Origin of the sequence: Corynebacterium sp. KPL4015 (assembly GCF_040225725.1) — a bacterium.
GTDB lineage: Bacteria > Actinomycetota > Actinomycetes > Mycobacteriales > Mycobacteriaceae > Corynebacterium > Corynebacterium rhinophilum.
On the sequence record NZ_JBEHGF010000026.1, the window covers coordinates 1 to 20,823 of the forward strand.

General features: G+C 59.6%; 18 protein-coding genes and 1 tRNA gene. 11 read left to right on the plus strand and 8 right to left on the minus strand.

Annotated features, from left to right (window positions below):
* Positions 1-80: 80 nt before the first annotated feature.
* Positions 81-165: transfer RNA gene (locus ABRP64_RS09440), tRNA-Ser, on the minus strand.
* Between the two features lie 128 nt (positions 166-293).
* Here ABRP64_RS09440 and ABRP64_RS09445 point away from each other — a divergent pair.
* Complete coding sequence (locus ABRP64_RS09445) at positions 294-1,250, plus strand: NAD(P)H-quinone oxidoreductase (protein ID WP_349866291.1); 957 nt, start codon at positions 294-296, stop codon at positions 1,248-1,250.
* A gap of 28 nt (positions 1,251-1,278) precedes the next feature.
* On the opposite strand, the gene ABRP64_RS09450 is transcribed toward ABRP64_RS09445, so the two are convergent.
* Complete coding sequence (locus ABRP64_RS09450) at positions 1,279-2,532, minus strand: aminotransferase class V-fold PLP-dependent enzyme (RefSeq protein WP_349866256.1); 1,254 nt, start codon at positions 2,530-2,532, stop codon at positions 1,279-1,281.
* A gap of 214 nt (positions 2,533-2,746) precedes the next feature.
* Between ABRP64_RS09450 and wzm the strand changes: the two genes are divergently transcribed.
* Entirely contained in the window at positions 2,747-3,598 is an 852-nt protein-coding gene (gene wzm, locus ABRP64_RS09455; protein WP_042404151.1) for a galactan export ABC transporter permease subunit Wzm/RfbD, read from the plus strand.
* Between the two features lie 55 nt (positions 3,599-3,653).
* The gene (gene wzt / locus ABRP64_RS09460) at positions 3,654-4,454 is read left to right on the plus strand and encodes a galactan export ABC transporter ATP-binding subunit Wzt/RfbE (protein ID WP_284771267.1); all 801 of its coding nucleotides are present in this window, start codon (positions 3,654-3,656) and stop codon (positions 4,452-4,454) included.
* A 3-nt stretch (positions 4,455-4,457) separates the two neighbouring features.
* Here the strand turns inward: wzt and ABRP64_RS09465 are convergent, their stop codons facing one another.
* On the minus strand, positions 4,458-5,123 hold the full coding sequence (locus ABRP64_RS09465) for a GNAT family N-acetyltransferase (protein ID WP_349866258.1): 666 nt from the start codon (positions 5,121-5,123) through the stop codon (positions 4,458-4,460).
* Positions 5,124-5,185: 62 nt separating this feature from the next.
* Between ABRP64_RS09465 and glfT1 the strand changes: the two genes are divergently transcribed.
* Positions 5,186-6,103 carry a galactofuranosyltransferase GlfT1 gene (gene glfT1 / locus ABRP64_RS09470; RefSeq protein WP_349866260.1) on the plus strand — a complete coding sequence of 306 codons (918 nt, stop codon included), beginning with the start codon at positions 5,186-5,188 and terminating at the stop codon, positions 6,101-6,103.
* Positions 6,104-6,127: 24 nt separating this feature from the next.
* Here glfT1 and ABRP64_RS09475 read toward each other — a convergent pair whose 3' ends face one another.
* The 3 genes from ABRP64_RS09475 to ABRP64_RS09485 are packed head-to-tail and all read right to left on the minus strand — an operon-like array spanning position 6,128 to position 7,962.
* Positions 6,128-6,568, minus strand: a complete 441-nt coding sequence (locus ABRP64_RS09475; protein WP_005280656.1) for a GtrA family protein — start codon at positions 6,566-6,568, stop codon at positions 6,128-6,130.
* Positions 6,569-6,579: 11 nt separating this feature from the next.
* Positions 6,580-7,488 carry a plasmid pRiA4b ORF-3 family protein gene (locus ABRP64_RS09480; protein WP_284784899.1) on the minus strand — a complete coding sequence of 303 codons (909 nt, stop codon included), beginning with the start codon at positions 7,486-7,488 and terminating at the stop codon, positions 6,580-6,582.
* Between the two features lie 9 nt (positions 7,489-7,497).
* A complete protein-coding gene (locus ABRP64_RS09485) occupies positions 7,498-7,962 on the minus strand; it encodes a hypothetical protein (protein WP_284784900.1) in 465 nt (154 codons plus the stop codon).
* A 34-nt stretch (positions 7,963-7,996) separates the two neighbouring features.
* On the opposite strand from ABRP64_RS09485, the gene ABRP64_RS09490 reads away from it, so the two are divergent.
* From ABRP64_RS09490 to ABRP64_RS09510, 5 genes are all read left to right on the plus strand, one after another.
* Positions 7,997-8,272: a hypothetical protein gene (locus tag ABRP64_RS09490; protein ID WP_284783324.1), complete on the plus strand. Its 276-nt coding sequence runs from the start codon at positions 7,997-7,999 to the stop codon at positions 8,270-8,272.
* A gap of 126 nt (positions 8,273-8,398) precedes the next feature.
* Positions 8,399-9,814 carry a decaprenylphosphoryl-beta-D-ribose oxidase gene (gene dprE1, locus ABRP64_RS09495; protein WP_349866263.1) on the plus strand — a complete coding sequence of 472 codons (1,416 nt, stop codon included), beginning with the start codon at positions 8,399-8,401 and terminating at the stop codon, positions 9,812-9,814.
* Between the two features lie 44 nt (positions 9,815-9,858).
* Positions 9,859-10,617 (plus strand): decaprenylphospho-beta-D-erythro-pentofuranosid-2-ulose 2-reductase, encoded by a 759-nt coding sequence (gene dprE2, locus ABRP64_RS09500; protein ID WP_349866265.1) that lies wholly within the window; start codon positions 9,859-9,861, stop codon positions 10,615-10,617.
* 207 nt (positions 10,618-10,824) lie between these two features.
* Complete coding sequence (locus tag ABRP64_RS09505) at positions 10,825-12,801, plus strand: galactan 5-O-arabinofuranosyltransferase (RefSeq protein ID WP_349839161.1); 1,977 nt, start codon at positions 10,825-10,827, stop codon at positions 12,799-12,801.
* A 75-nt stretch (positions 12,802-12,876) separates the two neighbouring features.
* Positions 12,877-16,320, plus strand: coding sequence for an arabinosyltransferase domain-containing protein (locus ABRP64_RS09510; protein ID WP_349866267.1), 3,444 nt, complete (start codon positions 12,877-12,879; stop codon positions 16,318-16,320).
* A gap of 38 nt (positions 16,321-16,358) precedes the next feature.
* Here the strand turns inward: ABRP64_RS09510 and ABRP64_RS09515 are convergent, their stop codons facing one another.
* Together ABRP64_RS09515 and ABRP64_RS09520 are read right to left on the minus strand one after the other, a co-directional pair.
* Positions 16,359-17,237: an alpha/beta hydrolase gene (locus tag ABRP64_RS09515; RefSeq protein ID WP_349866269.1), complete on the minus strand. Its 879-nt coding sequence runs from the start codon at positions 17,235-17,237 to the stop codon at positions 16,359-16,361.
* A 58-nt stretch (positions 17,238-17,295) separates the two neighbouring features.
* Positions 17,296-19,230 (minus strand): M13 family metallopeptidase, encoded by a 1,935-nt coding sequence (locus tag ABRP64_RS09520; RefSeq protein ID WP_284771117.1) that lies wholly within the window; start codon positions 19,228-19,230, stop codon positions 17,296-17,298.
* Positions 19,231-19,272: 42 nt separating this feature from the next.
* On the opposite strand from ABRP64_RS09520, the gene ABRP64_RS09525 reads away from it, so the two are divergent.
* Complete coding sequence (locus tag ABRP64_RS09525; protein ID WP_284771118.1) at positions 19,273-19,854, plus strand: hypothetical protein; 582 nt, start codon at positions 19,273-19,275, stop codon at positions 19,852-19,854.
* A complete protein-coding gene (locus ABRP64_RS09530) occupies positions 19,855-20,706 on the plus strand; it encodes a PrsW family intramembrane metalloprotease (protein WP_284771119.1) in 852 nt (283 codons plus the stop codon).
* Positions 20,707-20,823 lie beyond the last annotated feature (117 nt).

Consider the following 20,823-nt stretch of genomic DNA (forward strand, 5'->3'; position numbering starts at 1 on the left):
CAGAACAAAAACGACTGAGATGCCGGTTTGTCAACGATGTCGCGACTGACCTGTCAAGCATGTCGCGACTCATGACACTGCGGAGACGGCGGGATTTGAACCCGCGGAGGAATAAACCTCGCCGGTTTTCAAGACCGGTGCATTCGGCCGCTCTGCCACGTCTCCATCGTGCCGAAGAGGCAACTTGGTTAGCTTACTAAATAGTCCCGCGCGAATCACATTGCCCCACGAGGAAATGGACGTGGCACACACCACACCTCCTCCATTACATTGGCGGTATGAGTGCTACACAGATGAAAGCAATCGTCCAGACCGATCCTGATACCCCACGGTCGCTAGAGCTGCAGGACGTAGACGTTCCTGAGCTGCGATCCGGCGAGGTCTTGGTGAAGGTGAAGGCCGCGGGCGTCAACCGTGGCGATATTCTGCAGACGATGGGCGCGTACCCGCCGCCACCAGGGGCATCGGACATCATTGGACTGGAGGCCGCCGGCGTGATTGAGGATGCCGGTGATACAGACTGGGAACCCGGCACTGAAGTTGGCTGTTTGCTCGCGGGCGGCGGCTATGCGGAATACGTGGCGGTCCCGCAGGGTCAGCTGCTTCCGCTGCCCAAGGGTTTTAGCTTGGAAGAAACCGCGGCAGTGGTTGAGGTCGGCTGCACCGTGTGGTCCAACCTGGGCATCGAGGCGGGCCTGCACGAGGGCCAGCGCGTGCTCATCCACGGCGGTGGTGGTGGTATCGGCACCTTTGCCATCCAGGTAGCAAAGGCGCTGGGCGCTGAGGTGGCTGTTACCGCCGGCTCGCAGGAAAAGCTGGATCGCTGCCGAGAGCTTGGCGCGGATATTCTCATCAACTACAAGGAGCAGAATTTCGTCGACGAGCTCAAGGGCAGCTGCGATGTCATCCTGGATATCATCGGCGCAAAGTACCTGGAAAAGAACATGAAGTGCCTGGCCAAAGATGGCAAGCTCATCATCATTGGCATGCAGGGCGGCACCAAGGCGGATATCAACCTGGCCCCCATGCTGCCGAAGCGCCTGACCATTCAAGGCACGACGCTGCGCGCGCGTGACTTGGATGATAAGGCGGAAATCGTCGCCGGTACCATCAAAAATGTGTGGCCCATGCTGGAGGATGGCCGCGTTAAGCACGCGCTGCATGGCACGTACCCGCTTGCCGATGCCGCCCAAGCCCACACCGCCCTCGACAACGGCGAGGTCACCGGCACGCTGGTTCTCACGGTGTAGCTTCCCGGCGCGCCTTACTTAAGCGAACCTAGGCAAGCGAGGCAACGACGCGAACGAGGTGCTCGATATCGTAGTGGGTATTAAACGGGCCTAAAGCCACGGTGACGGCACCGCCGATCTCTTCTACGCCCATTTCCGTGAGCAGCGGCGTTTGCGGCGCCAGGGTGGTGACGAGACCATTATCAAAGAGGCGCTTGTACACCGTCTCCGCGGGCACGCCCTGGACCGCAAAGGTAAGGCGCGGCAAGCGATTATCGGAAGCGCCCGCCGCCGCCTCGCCGGTAACACCCAGGATGTGTACGGCGGGAAGCGTGCTCAAAAATGAGTACAGATCCGCGCGCAAGTCCTCGAGGTAGGCGCTCAAGGCGGTCATGGACTTATTAAGCCGTACCCGGCGCGACCCCTTATCCCCACCAGCCAAGGCCGCAAGGTGGTCTACCAGTGGCCCCACGCCACCAGCCAAGCCAGAAGAAACCGGGGTCTCTAGCTTGCGTCCATCTTCCTTGGAATAGATGGGATTTAAGGCATCCAGGCGGCGGAGCATGCGCGTATCGCGGAAGACCAAGGCGGCCATTTGCGGCCCACCAAGCAGGCCGATGTCGATGCCTACGATATCCGCGCCCAGCTCATCGAAGCGGATGGGGCGGTAGGGCGCGATTGCGGAGACATCGAGAAGCGTCCAAGCACGCGAGCGCTCCCGCACCGTGTCAATGATCTCCTCTGCCGGGGATACCGTACCCAATAACTCATGCGCGGCGGAAAAGGAGACGAGCCTGGTAGAGCCATCGACAAGCTCCGCGAACTGGAACCCCGGCAATTCGCCGGTGCCGAGATCCGGCTGCGCCCAGCGGATATCGGCGCGCACCTCAGAAAAAGCGGAATACAGCGTGGGCGGATCCAGTTTGGACAGCACCACCGAGGAATTGCTGCCCAATAGTGGGCGTGCCGCGCGCGCCAAGGATTGATACAGCACGGGCAAAGATGGGCCAAGGACCACGCGGTCCGCCTTGGAACCGGTGAGATCCGCAATGGCCATGCGCGCTGCCGCGTAGTTGCCATCGCCTGCCAACCGGCCCGGCTCCGGCGCGGCCGAGTGGGCGCCGCCTGGGCCCTCTTGCGTCACTACCGCCGTTGCCATCCGGAAGGACCGGGCAACGCCGGAGGTCACGCGCTCCGAAATTTGGGGCACCGCGTGCGCGTTAAGGTACGTCCAGCCATCAGATAGCCCGGTGTACAAACCTCGCGCACTAAAGACGTCATAGTGTGCCGAAGCTGCTGGCATTAGGTCCCCTTCTTCATCGCACTGAACAACTGCCACCACGTGGCGGTCGATTCCCTACTGTATACGCATTTGGCTTCAGTTTCCCAAATCTGAATTTTCCCTGGGCATCGCTGTTTTCGCAGGCTAGCGGCGCGTAGTTCCCCGTTTGCCCAGCACGCGCGCTAGGGTGTTGGGCGTGCAAGATAACAATCAACTGCGCGCTGATATCGCCCGCATGACCTCCCAGCCAGAAGGCGAGGCCGTTCCAGCGTCCCAGTCCATGACCCTCAAGGCTGCTTTCGCGGACCTTACACGGGGTGCACAGCAGCGTGAGCTGTGGTTCAAGCTGGGCCTGCAAGATATCAAGCAGCGCTACCGCCGCTCTGTCCTTGGCCCGTTCTGGATCACCATCGCCACCGGTGTGATGGCGCTTGCCTTGGGCCTGCTGTATTCCATGCTTTTCCAGATTCCCGTCGCGGAATTCCTCCCCCACGTCACCGTGGGCCTTATTATGTGGACCTTTATCTCGGGCTGCATCAAGGAAGGCGCCACGGTCTTTATTGAAAATGAGGGACTGATTAAGCAGCTTCCCGCCCCGCTTTCGGTGCACGTGTACCGCTTGGTGTGGCGCCAAACGCTGTTTTTGGGCCATAACCTCATCATCTGGCTCTTGCTCATCATGATCTTCCCGCGCAACCTGGGCTGGGAATTCTTCCTCTTTATCCCCGGGCTGCTGCTCCTGCTCATTAACGGCGTGTGGGTGACCATGTTCTTTGGCATCATCGCCACGCGCTTCCGCGACGTTGCCCCGCTGCTAGAGGCCCTGACGCAACTATTGTTCTACGTCACCCCGATTGTCTGGATGACCAATACGCTCAAGGATCAAGGCGGTGCGGTAGCAGACCGCGCCCGCATCGCGGAAATCAACCCGCTGTATCACTACCTGGAAATCGTGCGCGCCCCAATGATTGGTGAGCCCGTTGCTGCCTACCACTGGTGGATCGTCATCGGCTGCACCGCAATCGGCTTGTTCATCGCCGGGCTAGTCATGCGCAAGTGGCGCTTCCGCGTGAGCTACTGGGTATAGCCTCCCTTCCTTTACTCCCACCCCACCATGAGGCTCGTTGAAAGGATAAAAACTAATGGTCTCAATTGATACGTATAACGCGTGCGTGGACTTTCCCATCTTTGATGCCAAATCCCGCTCCCTAAAAAAGGCCATGCTTTCTACCGCGGGCGGTGCCATTGGGAAAAATGACCACAACACCGTGGTGGTTGAGGCGCTGCGGGATATTAACCTGCACCTGCGCGAAGGCGATCGCGTCGGGCTCGTTGGCCACAATGGTGCCGGCAAGTCCACGCTGCTGCGCCTGCTCTCCGGCATCTACGAGCCCACGCGCGGTACTGCCGATGTCCGCGGGCGCGTCGCCCCCGTCTTTGACTTGGGGGTGGGCATGGACCCAGAGGTATCCGGCTACGACAACATCATCATCCGCGGGCTATTTTTGGGCCAATCCATCAAGCAAATGAAGAAAAAGATGGATGAGATCGCGGAGTTCTCCGAGCTGGGCGATTACTTATCGATGCCCCTGCGCACCTACTCCACCGGTATGCGCGTGCGCCTGGCACTCGGCGTAGTGACCTCCATCGAGCCGGAAATCCTGCTGCTGGATGAGGGCATCGGCGCCGTCGACGCCGCCTTCATGGCCAAGGCCCGCGTGCGCCTGCAAGAGCTGGTTAAGCGCTCCGGCATCTTGGTCTTTGCCTCCCACTCCAATGACTTTTTGGCACAGCTGTGCAATACCGCACTGTGGATCGATCATGGCGAAATCCGCTCCGTGGGCGAGGTATCCGAAGTCGTGGGTCAGTACGAGGGCCCAGAAGTAGGCGAATACGTCCGCGATCTGCGCCAGCGCTTTGAGGGCGAAGACGCCGCTGGGTAGAAGCTAACGCAGCATCCCCAGCAGCTGCTGGCTCAGCCCGGAGACCTCCACGTGCAGGTCATCCGGGCGCTTGTAATTGGGGGCCTCCACGCGCGCAGTCACGTGCCGCTGCGAACTATTCTCCGGCCCCGCCTTCTCTTCTCCTTCAGAAACCACCTGGTAGCCCAGCTTCTGGCTCACCCGCGCCGAAGCCTCATTGTGCGCCACCCAGCTCGTGCTCATCGCCTGCGCGCCTAGGTAATCGAGGCCAAAGGCCACAACCGCGTGCCGGATGAGCGTTCCCACCCCTTGGCCTTGGAAGCGGTGAAAGACCCAGGAACCGGTCGCAATTTCTCGCGTTCTAGCGAAGTCCTCCGCCCGCGCATCGATAGTGCCCAGGATTTCTCCCGAGTGCGCATCGCGCACGATGAAGTCCAAGGACCACTTCTCTGGGCGCAGCTGCGCCCGATTGGTCCACCGGAACTGGGCCGCCGCCGCAGGCGTATTCATCCTGGGATTGAATAACCACGGAAAGGCGTAATCCGGAATGTCTGCGCCGTAGATATCCTCTGGCGCCACACCGGCTATTGCCGCAATATCCTCATCGCGCATCACGCGCAGTTCCACGCCAGGGTGGGTTGTATCGCTCGCGCGAATCGTCAGCCCAAACGGTGGCCACATGCTGTCCATAGGCAGTCAGCTTAGCCCACGCGGAGTGTTTATCCGCGGCAGATCCATCCCCCAGTGGCAAGATGGAACGCATGACTGCCACCCTTGATTCCACCGGTACCACCGCTGCCGTCATTGTCACCCACCAGCGCGCGGAATTGCTGCGCGCCTCGCTCGAAAAGGTAGTCAACCAAACCCACCCCGTGCAGTGGGTCATCGTGGTGGATAATGGCGCCGAGGATGCGGTCCGTGACGCGGTGGAATCCCTGGCAGGAGCTCACGCGGTCTACGTGCCGTCCAAGACCAACCTGGGTGGTGCGGGCGGTTTCGCCCTCGGTTTCCTTACCGCGCTATCACTCGGCGCCGATGCCGTGTGGTGCGCCGATGATGATGGCCGCCCCGCCGATTACGGCGTACTAGAAGAGCTCTACCGCGTGGCAGGAAATAATAACCTGCACGAGGTCTCACCTGCCGTGTGCAATATCGACGATCCCGGCCGCTTGGCCTTTCCGCTGCGCCAAGGGCTGGTGTGGCGCCGCCGCATGGAGGAGCTGGAAGGAGACTTCTTGCCCGGGATCGCCTCCCTGTTTAATGGCGCCCTGATTTCCGCCGCGGCGATGCAGACCATCGGCGTGCCGGATTATCGCCTTTTCATCCGCGGCGATGAGGTGGAATACCACCGCCGCCTGGTCAACTCCGGGCTGTCCTTCGGCACCGCCTTGACCACCAGCTACCTGCACCCGGATGGCTCGGATGAATTCAAGCCCATCTTGGGCGGAAAGATGCATACCCAGTACCCGGAAGGCGAGTTCAAGCGCTATTTCACCTACCGCAATCGTGGCTACCTGCTGTGGCAGCGCGGCATGCGCAAGCTTTTGCCCCAGGAATTTGCCCGCTTTGGCTGGTTCTTCTTGGTCCAACGCCACGATCCGGCTGGATTCCTGGAGTGGCTCAAGCTGCACAACCGCGGGCGCCGCGAGGATTTCCGCCGCCCCCGGTAATCTCTCCTAAGGCGCGCCGCGGGCCTATTTCTCCTTAAAGATAAAGACCCGCTGGATGGCAAAGTTGGTCACCGTCGCCACGCCCTGGGCAATGACGAAGGCGATGGTGTCTTTCACCGCGCCCTCGAAGCCTAAAGAAATAAGGGGCTCATTGAGCACCCAGTACAGGAAATTCTGCACGGCAAAGGTGGATACGTATAACACGCCCACGGTTGCGGCCGTGCGGCCGGACACCTTCGTGCCAAAGGTCCAGCGCGCATTGGCCAGATAGGCAGCGATGGTGCCAAAGACCCAACCAATCGCCTTCGCCCCAGAGCGGTGCAGACCTAAATGGGTCAATAACAGCGTCAGCCCATAATCAATGACGGCGGCAAAGACGCCTACCGCAATAAATCGCACCAACTGCTGCTTCAAAGAGCTGGAGGGGCGCTTTACTTCTGCAGCATCTTCAAGTGGATTAGTCACAGGCAGTTAGCTTACCCGCGCAGCAGCGCGCGGTACATGTCTAGGCGGTACACCGGCGCGGCGGCGTCCTTACCGTAGGCACCAATCTGGGATAGCTGGTCCAAGGAGGCATCGCACAGCGCGCGAATCTCCGCGCCTTTCAAGGTATTGCCATCATCATTGACCCAGCCCAAGGCATCCATGGTGGTTTCCACCACGGAATCGGTCAGCTCCTCACCGCCCATGCAGGATAGAGCCAAGGCCATGGACCAAAAAGCATCTTTGCCCTCATTGGTGACCTCGCGCGGCAGGCTGGCCAGTGCCTCGGCGGTGGCCGCCGGTAGATCACTTCCGCGGTTTAAGTCCATGGCTTGTAAGAGGGGAACAAAGTCATAGAGCTTAGTGCGTTCGATGAGCGCCCTTACCTGTGGTTTAACCTTGGCCAGGACTTCATCGGTGATCTTTTCACCGGTCAATTCCCGGTTCACCGCAGTAAGTTCAAAGGGCGCAAAGAGATTACCCGAGCCACCCACGCACAGTGCGTTGGGGGTGCCATTATCGCGGGGATAGATTTCCGCGACCACCAGCTCAAAGTCCCAGAGGCCCCAGACAAAATCGATCTGGTCGCCCTCGCGCCAGAGGAATTCGGATGCCTGGCGCTCTGGGTCAAGGCGCGGGCCGCGGGCATCACTGTGCTCGTAAAAATGCCACGGGGAGTTTTCATCTGGCAGACCGAAACAGATGTGCAGTACTTTCTGCAGCTCATGCAAGGTAAGCGCATCGCTAAAACCGATTTGGCGGTGGACTTCCCCATCCGCACGGATATTGGAGGCTTGGCAGATGACGGTGAGCGGTTCCCGCTTTAATGACAGCAGCGGGTCGGCACGACGAGCCCGTGCCTGTGAAATATCGGTGACCCCTGCATTCATGGGCCCCACCATACGCAAATTTTAAGAAGCCAGTTTTTCTATATCTCGCGCTTCCATCTCACTGATGATAAATGTAGTTGCCGCTCCGATTGCTCCCAACAGCGTCCACGGGCGCTTGACACCGCGCTTCCGCAGGAAAGACACCACCTTGCGGGACACGGCTACATCGGCCCATAGAGCAAGGCCCACTAGGATAAGCACCGCTGCCAAAATGGCCCAGAGCTTAAGACCCTTATCCGCAAATTCCTGCGGGGAGCGTGGTTCATCGCCGTCCTCTTCGGCCTGGGCATTGGTATAGGCCACCAATGCGCCAAAACCAATCGTGGACAAAACGTAGGCGGTAATAAGTCCCTTTTTGGATTTAATCCAGTCCGGGTAAGAGGTGACGATACCTTGGGCGGCCGCTTGGGTGATGCGCCCAGCCAAGGTGTCATCGAGGGCGTAATTATCGCGGGATTCTTCTGCTGCTTCGCGGTTGTTTGTCATAGCGACCACTCTAAGCGGCGGTAAGCTATTGCGCATGTACTCGGAAAAGACAGAGCATATGACCCCCGCCCAGCAAGCCGCTCAGGATGAGCGGGCCGAGGACGATAAGCGCAACGGGCACTTTGAAGCAACAGAGCACACCAATCTGCCGCTCAGCCCCTTTATGACGCGCCTTTTAGCAGAGGAAATGCCGATTTTGGATTCCACTTCGCGGCGTCGGGTGTACGAGATTTTAGGAACCTACGAAGGGCCCACGATTGAGTCCCAAGCAGGGCTACCGGAAGAAATCCGCGAGATCATGGATCTCTAAAGCGCCGCATTCGGGGCAGTCTGTGTGCCCACGATGTTTTAAATATCACGAACGTCACTCCAGCCACCGCACTATGAGCTAGGTAGGCTGGTACATCGATACAATCCGTCGAGCAAAGAGTAAGAGATGGAACTACATACCACCGAAAAGTCCCTGCACGGCTGGGGCCGCACCGCCCCCACGACCGCCCATGTGCTGTCCACGGAAGACGTGGACGTCATCAAGAATGCAGTGGCACAGGTCGCGGACGATAACTCGGACAAGCCTGCCCACCTGCGCCGCGGCGTCATCGCGCGCGGCATGGGACGCTCCTATGGTGACCCCGCCCAAAATGGCGGCGGCCTGGTCATCGACATGCAAAAGCTGAACAAGATCCACTCCATTGACCCGGAGTCCGCGCTTGTTGATGTCGATGGTGGCGTCACCCTTGACCAACTCATGAAGGCCGCGCTGCCCTATGGCCTGTGGGTTCCGGTCCTGCCGGGCACCCGCCAGGTCACCATCGGCGGCGCCATCGGCCCCGATATCCACGGCAAGAACCACCACTCCGCCGGTTCCTTTGGCAACCATGTGGTCTCCATCGAGCTGCTGGTTGCTGATGGCCGCGTTCTCCACCTCACCCCAGAAGGCAGCGAGGATGACCCGAGCGGTGACCTCTTCTGGGCCACCATCGGCGGCATGGGCCTTACCGGCATCATCTTGCGCGCTACCATCCGCATGACCAAGACGGAAACCGCCTACTTCATCGCGGATACGGATCGCACCGATAACCTGGAAGAAACCATTGCCTTCCACTCGGATGGTTCGGAGCACAATTACACCTACTCCTCTGCATGGTTCGATGTCATCTCCCCAGAGCCGAAGCTGGGCCGCTCCACCATTTCCCGCGGCTCCCTGGCCACCTTGGCGCAGCTCGAGGAATTGGCCCCCAAGCTGGCGAAGGATCCGCTGAAGTTCAACGCGCCGCAGCTGATGACCGTGCCGGATATCTTCCCGTCCTGGACGCTGAATAAGCTCAGCCTGTCTGCTGTGGGCTTGGCTTACTACACCATGGGCGCGCCGGCGAAGAACCAGGTAAAGAACTTGACGCAGTTCTACCAGCCGCTTGATCTCATTGGTGAGTGGAACCGCGGCTATGGTTCCAAGGGCTTCCTGCAGTACCAGTTCGTCGTTCCCACGGAGGCCGTGGAGCCGTTCAAGGAGATCATTCGCGATATCCAGCGCTCCGGCCACTACTCCGCGCTGAACGTATTCAAGCTCTTCGGCGAAGGCAACCGCGCGCCACTGTCGTACCCGATGCCGGGCTGGAACGTCTGCGTTGACTTCCCCATCCGCCCGGGCTTGGGCGAGCTTCTCGATGACCTGGATCGCCGCGTCATGGAATTTGGCGGCCGCCTGTACTTGGCAAAGGAATCGCGCACCTCTGCCGAGAACTTCCACCAGATGTACCCGGGCCTAGAAGGCTGGCTCAAGACCCGCAGTGACATCGACCCCACCGGGGTCTTTGCCTCCGATATGTCCCGCCGCCTCGAGCTGCACTAATCACTGGACTCATCACCACCCTCATGAAGGAGACTTTTTAAACCATGCTTAATGCAGTAGGCCAAGCCCAACACATCCTGCTTTTGGGCGGTACCTCTGAAATCGGCCTCGGCGTCGTCGCTGAGTTCCTTGAGCGCGGCCCTGCCAAGGTCACCCTGGCTGCCCGCGCCCAGTCCCCGCGCATCGAAAAGGCGCAGGCTGACCTAGCGGCCCACGGCGCGGATGTCGAGGTCGTGGACTTTGATGCCACTGACTTTGACTCGCACCCGGCGGTCATCGAGAAGGCCTGGGAGCGCGGCGATGTCGATATCGCCATCGTGGCCTTTGGCACCCTGGGGGATCAAGAAGAGCTATGGCAAAACCACGGCAAGGCCGTGGCTTCCGCCCAGACCAACTACACCGCGCCCGTATCCTTCGGCGTGCTGTTGGCCGAAAAGTTCAAGCACCAGGGCCACGGCACCATCGTGGCTATGTCCTCTGTAGCGGGCATGCGCGTGCGCCGCTCCAACTTTGTCTACGGGGCCTCCAAGGCCGGCGTGGATGGTTTCTACATCAACTTGGATGAAGCGCTACGCGGCTCCGGCGCCAACGTGCTTGTCGTCCGCCCGGGCCAGGTTCGCACCAAGATGTCGGCCGAAGCCGGCGATGCTCCGCTGACCGTCAACGTCTCTGACGTGGCCAAGGCCACCGTGCAGGCGGTGCTGGATGGCAAGCAGTCCATCTACGTCCACCCGCTGTTCAAGTACGTCTCGCTGGCATTCAAGTTCATTCCGCAGCCCATCTTCCGCAAGCTGCCGTTCTAACCGTTTCCACTGTGCCCTGCGAACTGCAGGGCACAGTGAGTAGCGCACAGTGAGTAGCACACAGGGTGTAGCACACAGGGTGTAGCACACAGGGTACGCAGGGCTCTTAAAAGGCCCTCCGCCCTGCGCGCTTTGTTAGTTAATAAGCCACAGCTCACACCGCGCCTAATCCCAGAAGAGTGATTAAGGTATGCGAAACTAAAGGGCATGACAAGCCCAGCTACGCCTTCCCAACCAGCTCCAGTGAGCGAGAAGAAACACACCACCGCGTATCACGCAGATGCGCTACCCCACCGCTCTACCCTGCTGGGTATCTTCTTTTCCGCCCTCGGCGGCGGCATCGTCACCCTCCTTGGTTGGTATGCCTTCAAGGCGGTATCCCTGCCGTCCTTTAATACCTCCATGGTCACCCGCGCGCTATCTACCGTCGGCGTTGTCATCACCTTGGCGCTAGCGGGTGGGTTTAGCGCGTGGTGGATTTATGACCATTACAAGGAGACTTTCTCCAGGCCGCGGTGGCGCACGTGGGTAACGTATGCGGTGACCTACCTATCACCGGCTCTTTTAACCCTCGCATCCATCGGCCTGCCGCTTTCTGCCTCCCGCCTCTGGCTCGATGGCGTGCAGGTGGACCAGGCATTCCGCACCCAGTTCCTTACCCGCTCGGTGGATCAAATGGGCTATGCGGATATGAACTACCTGGACATGCCCACCTTCTACCCCGTGGGCTGGTTCTGGTTAGGCGGGCGCCTCGGCTCGTTGCTCGGCGTCCCGGGCTGGGAGGTCTACCAGCCCTGGTCGCTGATTTCCATTGCGGTAGCAGGCTGCATCCTCGTTCCCATCTGGCAGCACCTCACAAAATCCCTGCCGGTGGGAACCGCCATTGCGCTTACCACCACCGCCATCACGCTGACCATTGCGGCGGAAGAGCCGTACTCTGCCGTCATCGCCATGGGTATCCCAGCCATTGCGGTCTTGAGCGCTAGGGCTTTCCAGGGATCGCGCTTGTCCACCCTGGCGGTGGCCCTATACCTGGGCATTTCTGCCACTTTCTACACGCTATTTACTGGTGCGGCAGCGCTTACCGTCGTGAGCCTCATTGCAGTATTTACCGCATTCTATGAGCGCACGTGGCGCCCCATCGTCCGCCTTATCATCATCGCGGTTATCTCTATAGCCATCGCGCTGATCGCATGGGCCCCCTATCTCTGGAGCGTGCTGCACTCGACCGCACCGTTGCAAACCACCGCGCAGCACTACCTGCCGGAAGAAGGCACGCAGATTCCGGTACCCTTCTTGTCTTTGAGCATCATCGGATTCCTTTGCCTAGTCGGCTTGGTTTATATCGTCATGCGCCTGAAGAACGCGGAGATGCGCGCGCTCGGCCTTGCCCTCATCGGCATCTATGGGTGGATCGTCCTATCCATGGTGGTGACGCTAGCCGGCACCACGCTGCTGAGCTTCCGCCTCGAGGTCATCGTGGTGCTGCTATTTGCCACCGCTGGCATTCTCGCCCTAGGGGAAGTGCGCACCGTCGGCATCCACCGGCTATACCCCGCCAGCTTTTCCAGCGCGGGCAATAAGCGCCTGACCGCCGTCTTTGGTCTCATTTTGACGCTGGCGGGTGTTTTTTATGCCCAGCAGATCCCAGAGGAAAATGAGGATGCAATCGACTACGCCTACAGCGATACCGATGGTTACGGCGAGCGCGCGGATCGCTTTACCAGCGATTCCGCTCATTATTATCTGGATATCCACAACTTCATCCAGGATAAGGGCAATACGGCCAACGAAACGGTAGTCCTCACGGATGAAAAAACCTTCATGGCCTACTACCCGTACTGGGGCTTTAATGCCTTTACCAGCCACTATGCTAATCCCCTCGGGGAATTCAAGCACCGCAATGACCAGATTGAAGCATGGGCGGATGAATCGTGGGACTCTACTCCTGCAGAGTTCCAAAAATCCCTCGATTCCGCACCGTGGCGCGGGCCGGATGCCATCATCTTCCGCGGTGACCTCGACAACAAAGATGATGGATTCAAGGTGCACTTGGCTGAAGATATCTATCCTAATCAGCCAAATATTCGCTACCGCGCAGTCTTCTTCAACCCCGAGGTCTTTGCGGAAGGCTGGGAGCTGGAGCAAACGGGTCCATTCGTAACGGCGGTGCGAACCCAGTAAGTTTACCCACACTTCCCCAGGGTTATCGGGGCGTGCACACTGGAACTTGGGCCAGACTGACGTACACTAATCGCCGTGTCAGATAGCCTTAAAACGAAATCAAAAGAAGCACGCCCCTCTGGGCTAAGTATCGCCACAGCCCCTGCCGGGCTGCGCTGGACCGCGATCATCGCCGGGTTAATTGGTTTCCTGTGTTTTATAGCCACCCCGCTATTGCCAGTGAACCAAACCCAGTCTTCCTTTGATTGGCCGCAGAATGATTCGCTGCAATCTATCAATGCACCGCTTATCTCCGTGGCGCCAGAAAACCTGGAGGCCACCATCCCCATGTCCGCGGTGGATGAGCTCCGCGATGGCCAAAACATGGTCTACAGCACCGTCCCACCCGAGTCTAAGAAGGCCTCAAACCGCGGCCTATTTGTCCGCTCCGGCGATGACGGCCTGTCTGTGGTCTCGCTCGATGAGGTCCTGCTGACCTTAAGCGCTAAAGAAGTAGCGCAGCTTTCCGATGACGCCCAGCTGCACATCTCTGCCACCGGTGACGGCACCACCGTCAGCGTCGGCAAGCACAAAAAGACCACCGAGGATGACCTACGCCCACAGGTCACCGGTGTGTATACCGAGCTCAAAGATGATGCCAATGTGCAAAGCTTGGTCGATGACGGGTTGAATATCCACGTCGATATCAACTCGCGGTTTACTTCTTCTCCCTCTCTGATTAAGTCCATCGCGATGTGGCTCGGCGTCGCCATGGTGATTATCTCGCTATTCTGCCTGTGGCGCATTGACCGCCTTGATGGGCAAAAGCTGCGCTTCATGCCAGAGACGTGGAAGAAGATTCGCCCCCTTGATGGCGTCGTCGCCGCAGTCTTGGGCTTCTGGTATATCTTCGGCGCCAATACCTCTGACGATGGCTTCATCTTCTCCATGAGCCGCGTCTTCGATAACGCCACCTACATGGCCAACTACTACCGGTGGTACGGCGTGCCGGAGGCGCCATTTGGCTCACCGTACTATGACCTCGTCGCACTACTTTCGCAGATTTCCGCCGCGTCAGTCTTCGTCCGCCTGCCCGGACTGATTTCGGGCCTGATTATCTGGTTCATTCTCTCGCGGGAAATGCTGCCGCGCTTTGGGGACATCGTCGATGCCCGCCGCGTCAGCCACTGGACCGCCGCACTGATGTTCCTGGCCTTCTGGCTGCCGTATAACAACGGCACCCGCCCAGAGCCAATCGTGGCTTTAGGCGTGATGGTGACGTGGGCATCCTTTGAGCGCGCCATTGCCACCCACCGGTTGCTGCCGGCCGCCGTGGGCACCATCGCTGCCACGATTACGCTCGCCGCTGGCCCCACTGGCCTTTTTGCGGTCGGTGTATTCCTCGTGAGCCTGCCACACCTATTCCGTGCCATGGCCGCGCGCGTGCCCGCCATGGGCGGCGGCGCTACCGGTTGGCTTAGCCTGGTTGCCCCATTTTTGGCCTCCGGCACTGCCATCATCGTCGCCGCCTTTGGGGATCAAACCTTGGCCAGCGTTGCCGAATCCACCCGGGTGCGCTCGGAGGTCGGCCCGTCGCTGCCGTGGTATTCCGAATACGCCCGTTATTCCACGCTCTTCCAAGAATCCGTGGATGGCTCGCTGACCCGCCGCTTCGCCGTACTCACCATGCTGTTTTGCTTGGCGCTCATCCTGGCTGCGTTTATCAAGGATCGCCGCGTTATTGGTGCCGCAGTCGGCCCCACCCAGCGCCTGCTCATCATCGTGGCGCTGTCGATGTTCTTCCTCATGTTCACCCCGACCAAGTGGACGCACCACTTTGGTATCTATGCCGGTGTTGCTGGGGTGATCGCTGCGCTGGCTGCCGTAGTGCTATCCCGGTTTGCGTTGCGCTCCCCGCGCGCCCGCACCTTTAGCATCGCCGCGGTGCTCTTTTTGCTCGCCATCTCCTTCGCGGGTTGGAATGCATGGTGGTATGTATCCTCCTTCGGCATCCCGTGGTGGGATCGCACGGTGCAGTTGAAGGGCGTTGAGGCCAACTCGATCCTGCTCGCCATCTCCTTGGTCGTTCTCGCGGTCGGCGTGGTGCAATCCTTGCGCCACAGCCATCGCAAATTGCAGGCCCAAGAGGAAGGCACGGAAAAAGAATTCAAGCAAGAAGCCGCCGCGAAGGTATCGCGCTCGGCCGGCATCATGTCCGCGCCCATCGCTGTAGCCTGCGCCATTGTGGTGGCTTTTTCGATGGCTTCTTTTGCCAAGTCCACCGTCGCCCAGGCGGATTCCTACTCAGTGGGCAAGGGCAACCTTGCATCCTTGCGCGGTGATACCTGCTCGCTGGCAAATGAAACCTTGGTAGAAACCAATACCAATGACTCCTTCCTCACCCCAGTAGATGGTGACTTGGGCGATTCCTTGGTAGATAAGGATGAAACCAGCAATGGATTCGGGCCAAATAATATCCCCGAATCCATCGAGCCTGAGGATCAAGATTCTGCTTCTGTGGGTGCTATTGGAGATAGCTCCCAAGATTCCGACTCCACCAGCCAAGACGATGCCACCGCTGGTACGGATAAGGAATCCGGCGGGGATTCTTCTGATTCGCAGGAGACCCGCCGCGCTGGGAAGAAGGCTTCAGAAACCACCGATACTTCTGAAGGCGGTGTCCGCGGCACGCAGGGCGTCAATGGATCGACCATGCACCTGCCCTTCAACTTGGACTACACCACTGTGCCAGTCTTGGGCTCCTACACTGAAAGCCAAGAGTCGCTGTCCCAGGTAACCACGAAGTGGTATCACCTTCCGGAGACCACGGAAAATACCCCGGTTCTGGCTGTCAGTGCCGCAGGCAAGATTTATCACCACGATGTCAATGATGTGGAACAAGAGGGCATGGAGCTCACCTTGGAATACGGCACCATTGATGAGAATGGCAAGGTCACCGATAAGGGAGAAGAAGAGCTTTCCGATGTCGGCGCCACCCCCAAGTGGCGCAACCTGCGCCTGCCCATGGATAAATTGCCGGAAGAAGCCAATGTCGTGCGCCTAGTGGCCGAGGATGATTCCACCGATGAAGACGACTGGCTAGCCTTCACCCCGCCGCGCGTGCCGGAACTAGACACCATCAATAACCAGTTCCCTGCGGAAAAACCCGCACTCTTGGACTGGTCAGTGGCTCTGCAGTTCCCTTGCCAGCGCACCTTTGACCACTACGCCGGCGTAACCGAGATTCCGGAGTATCGCATCCTCCCAGATGCGGCGGCGCAGACCTCCCTGACGGATTTCCAATCCTTCTCTGGCGGCGGTGCTATGTCCACTGCGGAAGCGGTGAACTACTCCTACGAAATCCCGAGCTACCTCAATAACGATTGGGCCCGCGACTGGGGTGCCATTGAAAAGTACGAATTGCGTACCGATTCACAGGGCAATACCCCGGCCAAGGCAGAGATCGATTATGAGGACGTTACTCGTTCTGGACTGTGGAAAGAATCCGAGATGAAGATCCGGCCAGAGGGCGAGCAATAACGACCACCCCCTAGCTGTGCAGCCAGCCGCAGCCGGTTTTATTGCGCCAGCTCACCGCGCAAAAAATCGGCGGCGTCCTGCACGCGCTGGCGCGCCACGGCCGGGGTGGACACGCGGTGGGTGGAGACGTAATCGCGCTCTTTAGCCTGGGGGATGTGGACGCGATCGGCTATCTCGTCCTCGGTCGCGGTCTGCACGAAGGTCTCGGGGAATTGCGTGGGCAGTTCATAGCCCACGCGGTAATCCTCCGGCAGGTTGGCCAGGGCGCCGAAGTCGGGGAAGGTGAGCAAGAGGGCATCGGCAGGCGCGAGTGCTGCTAACGCGCCGCCGGAAGAATATCCCCATGTGGTGACGTGGGAGGCGCCCTGCTCGCGGGCGTAATCAATGGCGCGGTCGACCGCCGTAACCATGTCTTTAACCGTATGTTTCGGCGCGAGCGGATAATCCACGTCAATGATCGTGGTGCCGGAAAGCTGCGCGGCGGCGGCGACCTCGGGGCGCCACTGCATTTCCAGTGCCTTGCCATCGCCGCGCCACCAGCCACCGGAATGCAGTGATACCGCCCACCGGCCGGTGGGCTCGGACGGGCGGAAAATGGTGCCGACCTCGGCGGATTCTACGGTAATGCCGTCTGTAAACGCCGTGCCGGGCAGCGCGTGATTAACCCCGGTGCCCAAAACCATCATGGCGGCGTGGGTGATGCGGTCTGGCAGCAGTGCGCAATACTGGTCTGCCTCCGGCGAACCACCGCCGGCCCAGGGCGGGCGGAAATCCGGCGTCTCATAATGGGCGTCGATATAAGAAACTAGCTGCTCTAGCTGCTCTTCTTCGCTCATCTGGCGGTCTTGCCCGCCGATGCGCCATTCTTGGCCAGGCTCTAGCGGCCGGTGGGGATCTTTATCGTGTGCATCAGTCATATCCCCGAGCCTACGCGTGTACATAACGCGCACAAGGCCGGCTCGGGGAAGAACTGATTTACCAGATGGTCACCCGATCCTCTGGGGCCAGGTACATTGCGGAGTCTTTGTCTACGTCGAAGGCCTCGTAGAACTCAGCGATATTCGCGGCGATGAGGTTGCAGCGGAACTCCGCGGGCGAGTGCGGGTCAATGGCCAGGTACTGGGTCGCCATCTCCGGGCGGATGGCCGTGCGCCAGACGCGGGCCCAGGACAAGAAGAAGCGCTGCAGGCCATTGTAGGTGTGCTCGGCCAATTCCGGCTCGGCGCCATCAACCACAAATTCTTCTTCTTGGCCAAGCAGGTCAATGCCCTTATCAGCGCAGTAGTTCTTGTAAGCCACCACGGAAATGCCCAGTCCGCCCAGGTCACCGATGTTTTCGCCCAAGGTGAATTTGCCGTTGACGCCGGCGGATTCGGTGCCAGCCTCCTTCAGCACCGTGGGGACCTGGCCATCGAATTGCTCCACCAGCTTTGCCGTAAGCGCCTCAAAGTCCGCGCGGTCTTCATCGGACCACCAGGAGTTCAGGTTGCCCTGGCCATCGAATTGCGAGCCCTGGTCATCAAAGCCATGCCCGATTTCGTGCCCGATGACAGAACCAATGGCGCCGAAGTTCTCTGCGGCATCCGCATCAGGGTTATAAAACGGCGGGCGCAGGATGGCGGCCGGGAAGGTGATGTCATTGACCACCGGGTTATAGAAAGCATTCACGGTCTGCGGAGTGGTGACCCACTCATCGCGGTTGGCGGGTTTGCCAATCTTTGCCAGCTCATAGTCGTGGGAAAAGGCGGACCCGGCGCGGGCATTGGCAATCAGATCCGCTCCCTGGTCAGAAATCTCCAGCCCGGAGTAATCACGCCAGGTATCGGGGAAACCAATCTTGGCCTTGAACTGGGAAAGCTTTTCTAGGGCGCGCTCGCGGGTCTGCGGGGTCATCCACTCCAACTGGGAAATGCGCTCGCGGTAGGCGGCGATGAGGTAGTCCACCAGCTCATCCATCTCGCGCTTGGAGGATTCTGGGAAGTGCGCGTCTACGAACTCTTTGCCAATTTCCTCTCCTACCAGGCTTTCTGCCAGGCCCACCGCGCGCTTCCAGCGGTCGCGCTGCTGGGTGGCACCAGAAAGGCGGGTGCCATAGAACTCGAAGTTCTTGGCGCCTACTTCTTCCGGCAAGAGGGCCGCGCGGGAGCGCAGAATGTGCCAGGTAGCCCACAGCTGCCAATCGGCCATGCGGTCAGCGGTAAAGAGCTTTTCCAGGTGCTCCAGGTAGGACGGCATCATATTGACCACGCGGTGCTCCGGCAGCTTTCCACCAGCGAGCAAGGCTTGGGTGATGGAAGGCAGCTCAGAAAATTCGCACGGGTTATTGGTCTTTACCGCATCGCGGGTAGAAACCACATCCCAGTGACCCGCCGCCAGTTCCTTTTCCAGGCCCACGATGCGCTCGGCGGCTACCTCGGTGCCGAGGCCAAATAGGCGGGTGGGCTCGATAAAGCCCAGCATCTCCGCCACGTGCTTTTCGTAGGCGGCCAGCGTTTCTGCGTGCGCTTCTTCGCGGTAGTAGGCCTCATCCGGCAGGCCTAGCCCGGATTGCACGATATAGGCAACGGCCTCTTCCGAGCCCGAGTCTTTTTCCACCCAGAACGTCGCCGGCGCCCCCACGCCCTCGCGCTCGAGCTCGCCCAAGCGGTGCGCCAATTCCGTGGGATCGGCCGCACTCAGGCGGTCAAGGTCCGCATCCAGCGGGGCCATGCCGGCATTGTTGACGCCCGCGGTATCCATGAAGGATGCATACAGCTTGCCGGGGCGACCATCGTTGTCTTTAACGATGTCATGAACTAGTTCTTCTGCTTCATCGCGCAGGGCGTGGAAAGTGCCATCCACACCGCGGTCATCTGGGACAACGTGATTTTCTACCCAAGGTCCGTTGACTAATTGATAAAGATCTTTCATGGTTGCCACTGTAGGCCAAACCTTCCAGTTAAGGTATGGACTATGGAAAAATTCCGCTTTCCACCAGCCCGGCCGCGCGTCCTATTTATCGCTGTCCTTGCCTTTGTGACGTTGGTCCTCGCCTTGCCCGCCATCGTCCACGCGGTGCTACCGCCACACCACGCCGATGTGGAGCAGGTAACCCTGTCTGATCCCAGCCAGGACTGGGATATTACCGTGTCCGATCTGTACTGCGAGCGCGACTATACTTCGCTGGCTAGCGTTGGCTGGACCTGCGGTGACGCCTCCGTGCAGGCGGTCATCGTGGAAGATACTGACGACGACGAGCACACCCTGCGCCGCATGGTCCGAGCCTATGGCATGGCTCCAGGCCTTCCCGAGGGCGAGGTCTATGAAGGAAAAGATGGTGCCCTCGCGCTTGCCGATGCCCCCTCCTCCACCGCCGCCATCTCCATCAACGGCACCGGTGCGGACGAGAATAAGGACTGGGTGGTCACCGTCACCGGAGATTCCGCGGCAACGCGCACGACCACTGAACGCATCTGGAAAGCCTTTGGGCAAGAGGAACTACCAGAAGAATTCACTGCTGATATCGCGGAGTTTTCTGGAAAGGCCTTGGTATAAATGTCTAAACTTTTTCGCACCGCGCTGTGGATTTTCTCCGGCCTGGGACTTATCGGTTTTATCTCCCAGACGGTCATCACCCTATTGATCTCACCGCTGATGGGCATTATCAGCATCCTCATCGCAGCGGTTCTTGTGGCAATTGTCATCGCGGTATTGCAGCTGAGCCCCATGTGGGCGCGCCCGGCGCGCGTATGGGCACCACTTGCCTTTTTATGGGGTTCTGGCATGGCCATTAGCTTGGCGGCTATAAGCTCCACACCGGTCATGCAGCTCGCCATCAATTCCGGGTGGGTCGATTCCTTCATGTCATGGAGCGGCGCCTATCCCGAAGAGATTTCCAAGGCCGCCGGCGTTTTATTCGTCCTGATGTCCTTCCGCCAGCTCAACCGCCCCTGGCACGGGTGGATGGTCGGCGCCGTCGTTGGCCTAGGCTTTGAAGCCAATGAAAACATCCTCTACGGCTCCATGGGCGCTACCACTCACCCGGATAGCGATTTCGTTGGGCTCGTACAGATGTGGGGCCTGCGCCTTATCGCTGGCCCTGGCCTGCACGTCTTGCTCACGGCCCTAGCCGGTTGGGGCATCGGCTGGGCTCTCTACGCTGCGGCCAAGCCGCTCTGGTGGCGCATCGGCGTGGCTCTCGGCTGCCTCGCGGTATCCTTTCTCCTGCACTTTGGCTGGAATTACCTGCACGATTCCGATACCGCGGCCGTCATCCAAGCCCTTTCCGTGGCAATCATCTTGTACCCGCTGAGCATCTGGCTCATACTGCGCGGCAATAAATACGCCAACAACGATGACAGCTATAGCCATAGCACTGCGGAGGACGCGCTAGTCTTCACGCGCTAATGCCCAGCGTGCTTGTTCTCCCAAAATTGTCCAAAACAACCGCATTCCGCAAAAATTTCTCCCGATTTTCGGTGAAACGCGGTTGCTTTGGACGCCTAAGCCTTCTGGAACCCACCC

Excerpts from the sequence above, each read along its gene's own strand:
- ABRP64_RS09450 (WP_349866256.1), bottom strand. The coding sequence starts at position 2,532 with ATGCCAGCAGCTTCGGCACACTATGACGTCTTTAGTGCGCGAGGTTTG.
- ABRP64_RS09485 (WP_284784900.1), bottom strand. The coding sequence starts at position 7,962 with ATGACAAACAACCGCGAAGCAGCAGAAGAATCCCGCGATAATTACGCC.
- wzt (WP_284771267.1), top strand. The coding sequence starts at position 3,654 with ATGGTCTCAATTGATACGTATAACGCGTGCGTGGACTTTCCCATCTTT.
- ABRP64_RS09520 (WP_284771117.1), bottom strand. The coding sequence starts at position 19,230 with ATGAAAGATCTTTATCAATTAGTCAACGGACCTTGGGTAGAAAATCAC.
- ABRP64_RS09525 (WP_284771118.1), top strand. The coding sequence starts at position 19,273 with ATGGAAAAATTCCGCTTTCCACCAGCCCGGCCGCGCGTCCTATTTATC.
- ABRP64_RS09490 (WP_284783324.1), top strand. The coding sequence starts at position 7,997 with ATGTACTCGGAAAAGACAGAGCATATGACCCCCGCCCAGCAAGCCGCT.
- ABRP64_RS09480 (WP_284784899.1), bottom strand. The coding sequence starts at position 7,488 with ATGGTGGGGCCCATGAATGCAGGGGTCACCGATATTTCACAGGCACGG.
- ABRP64_RS09445 (WP_349866291.1), top strand. The coding sequence starts at position 294 with ATGAAAGCAATCGTCCAGACCGATCCTGATACCCCACGGTCGCTAGAG.
- dprE1 (WP_349866263.1), top strand. The coding sequence starts at position 8,399 with ATGGAACTACATACCACCGAAAAGTCCCTGCACGGCTGGGGCCGCACC.
- glfT1 (WP_349866260.1), top strand. The coding sequence starts at position 5,186 with ATGGAACGCATGACTGCCACCCTTGATTCCACCGGTACCACCGCTGCC.
- ABRP64_RS09465 (WP_349866258.1), bottom strand. The coding sequence starts at position 5,123 with ATGGACAGCATGTGGCCACCGTTTGGGCTGACGATTCGCGCGAGCGAT.
- wzm (WP_042404151.1), top strand. The coding sequence starts at position 2,747 with ATGACCTCCCAGCCAGAAGGCGAGGCCGTTCCAGCGTCCCAGTCCATG.
- ABRP64_RS09505 (WP_349839161.1), top strand. The coding sequence starts at position 10,825 with ATGACAAGCCCAGCTACGCCTTCCCAACCAGCTCCAGTGAGCGAGAAG.
- ABRP64_RS09515 (WP_349866269.1), bottom strand. The coding sequence starts at position 17,237 with ATGACTGATGCACACGATAAAGATCCCCACCGGCCGCTAGAGCCTGGC.
- ABRP64_RS09530 (WP_284771119.1), top strand. The coding sequence starts at position 19,855 with ATGTCTAAACTTTTTCGCACCGCGCTGTGGATTTTCTCCGGCCTGGGA.
- dprE2 (WP_349866265.1), top strand. The coding sequence starts at position 9,859 with ATGCTTAATGCAGTAGGCCAAGCCCAACACATCCTGCTTTTGGGCGGT.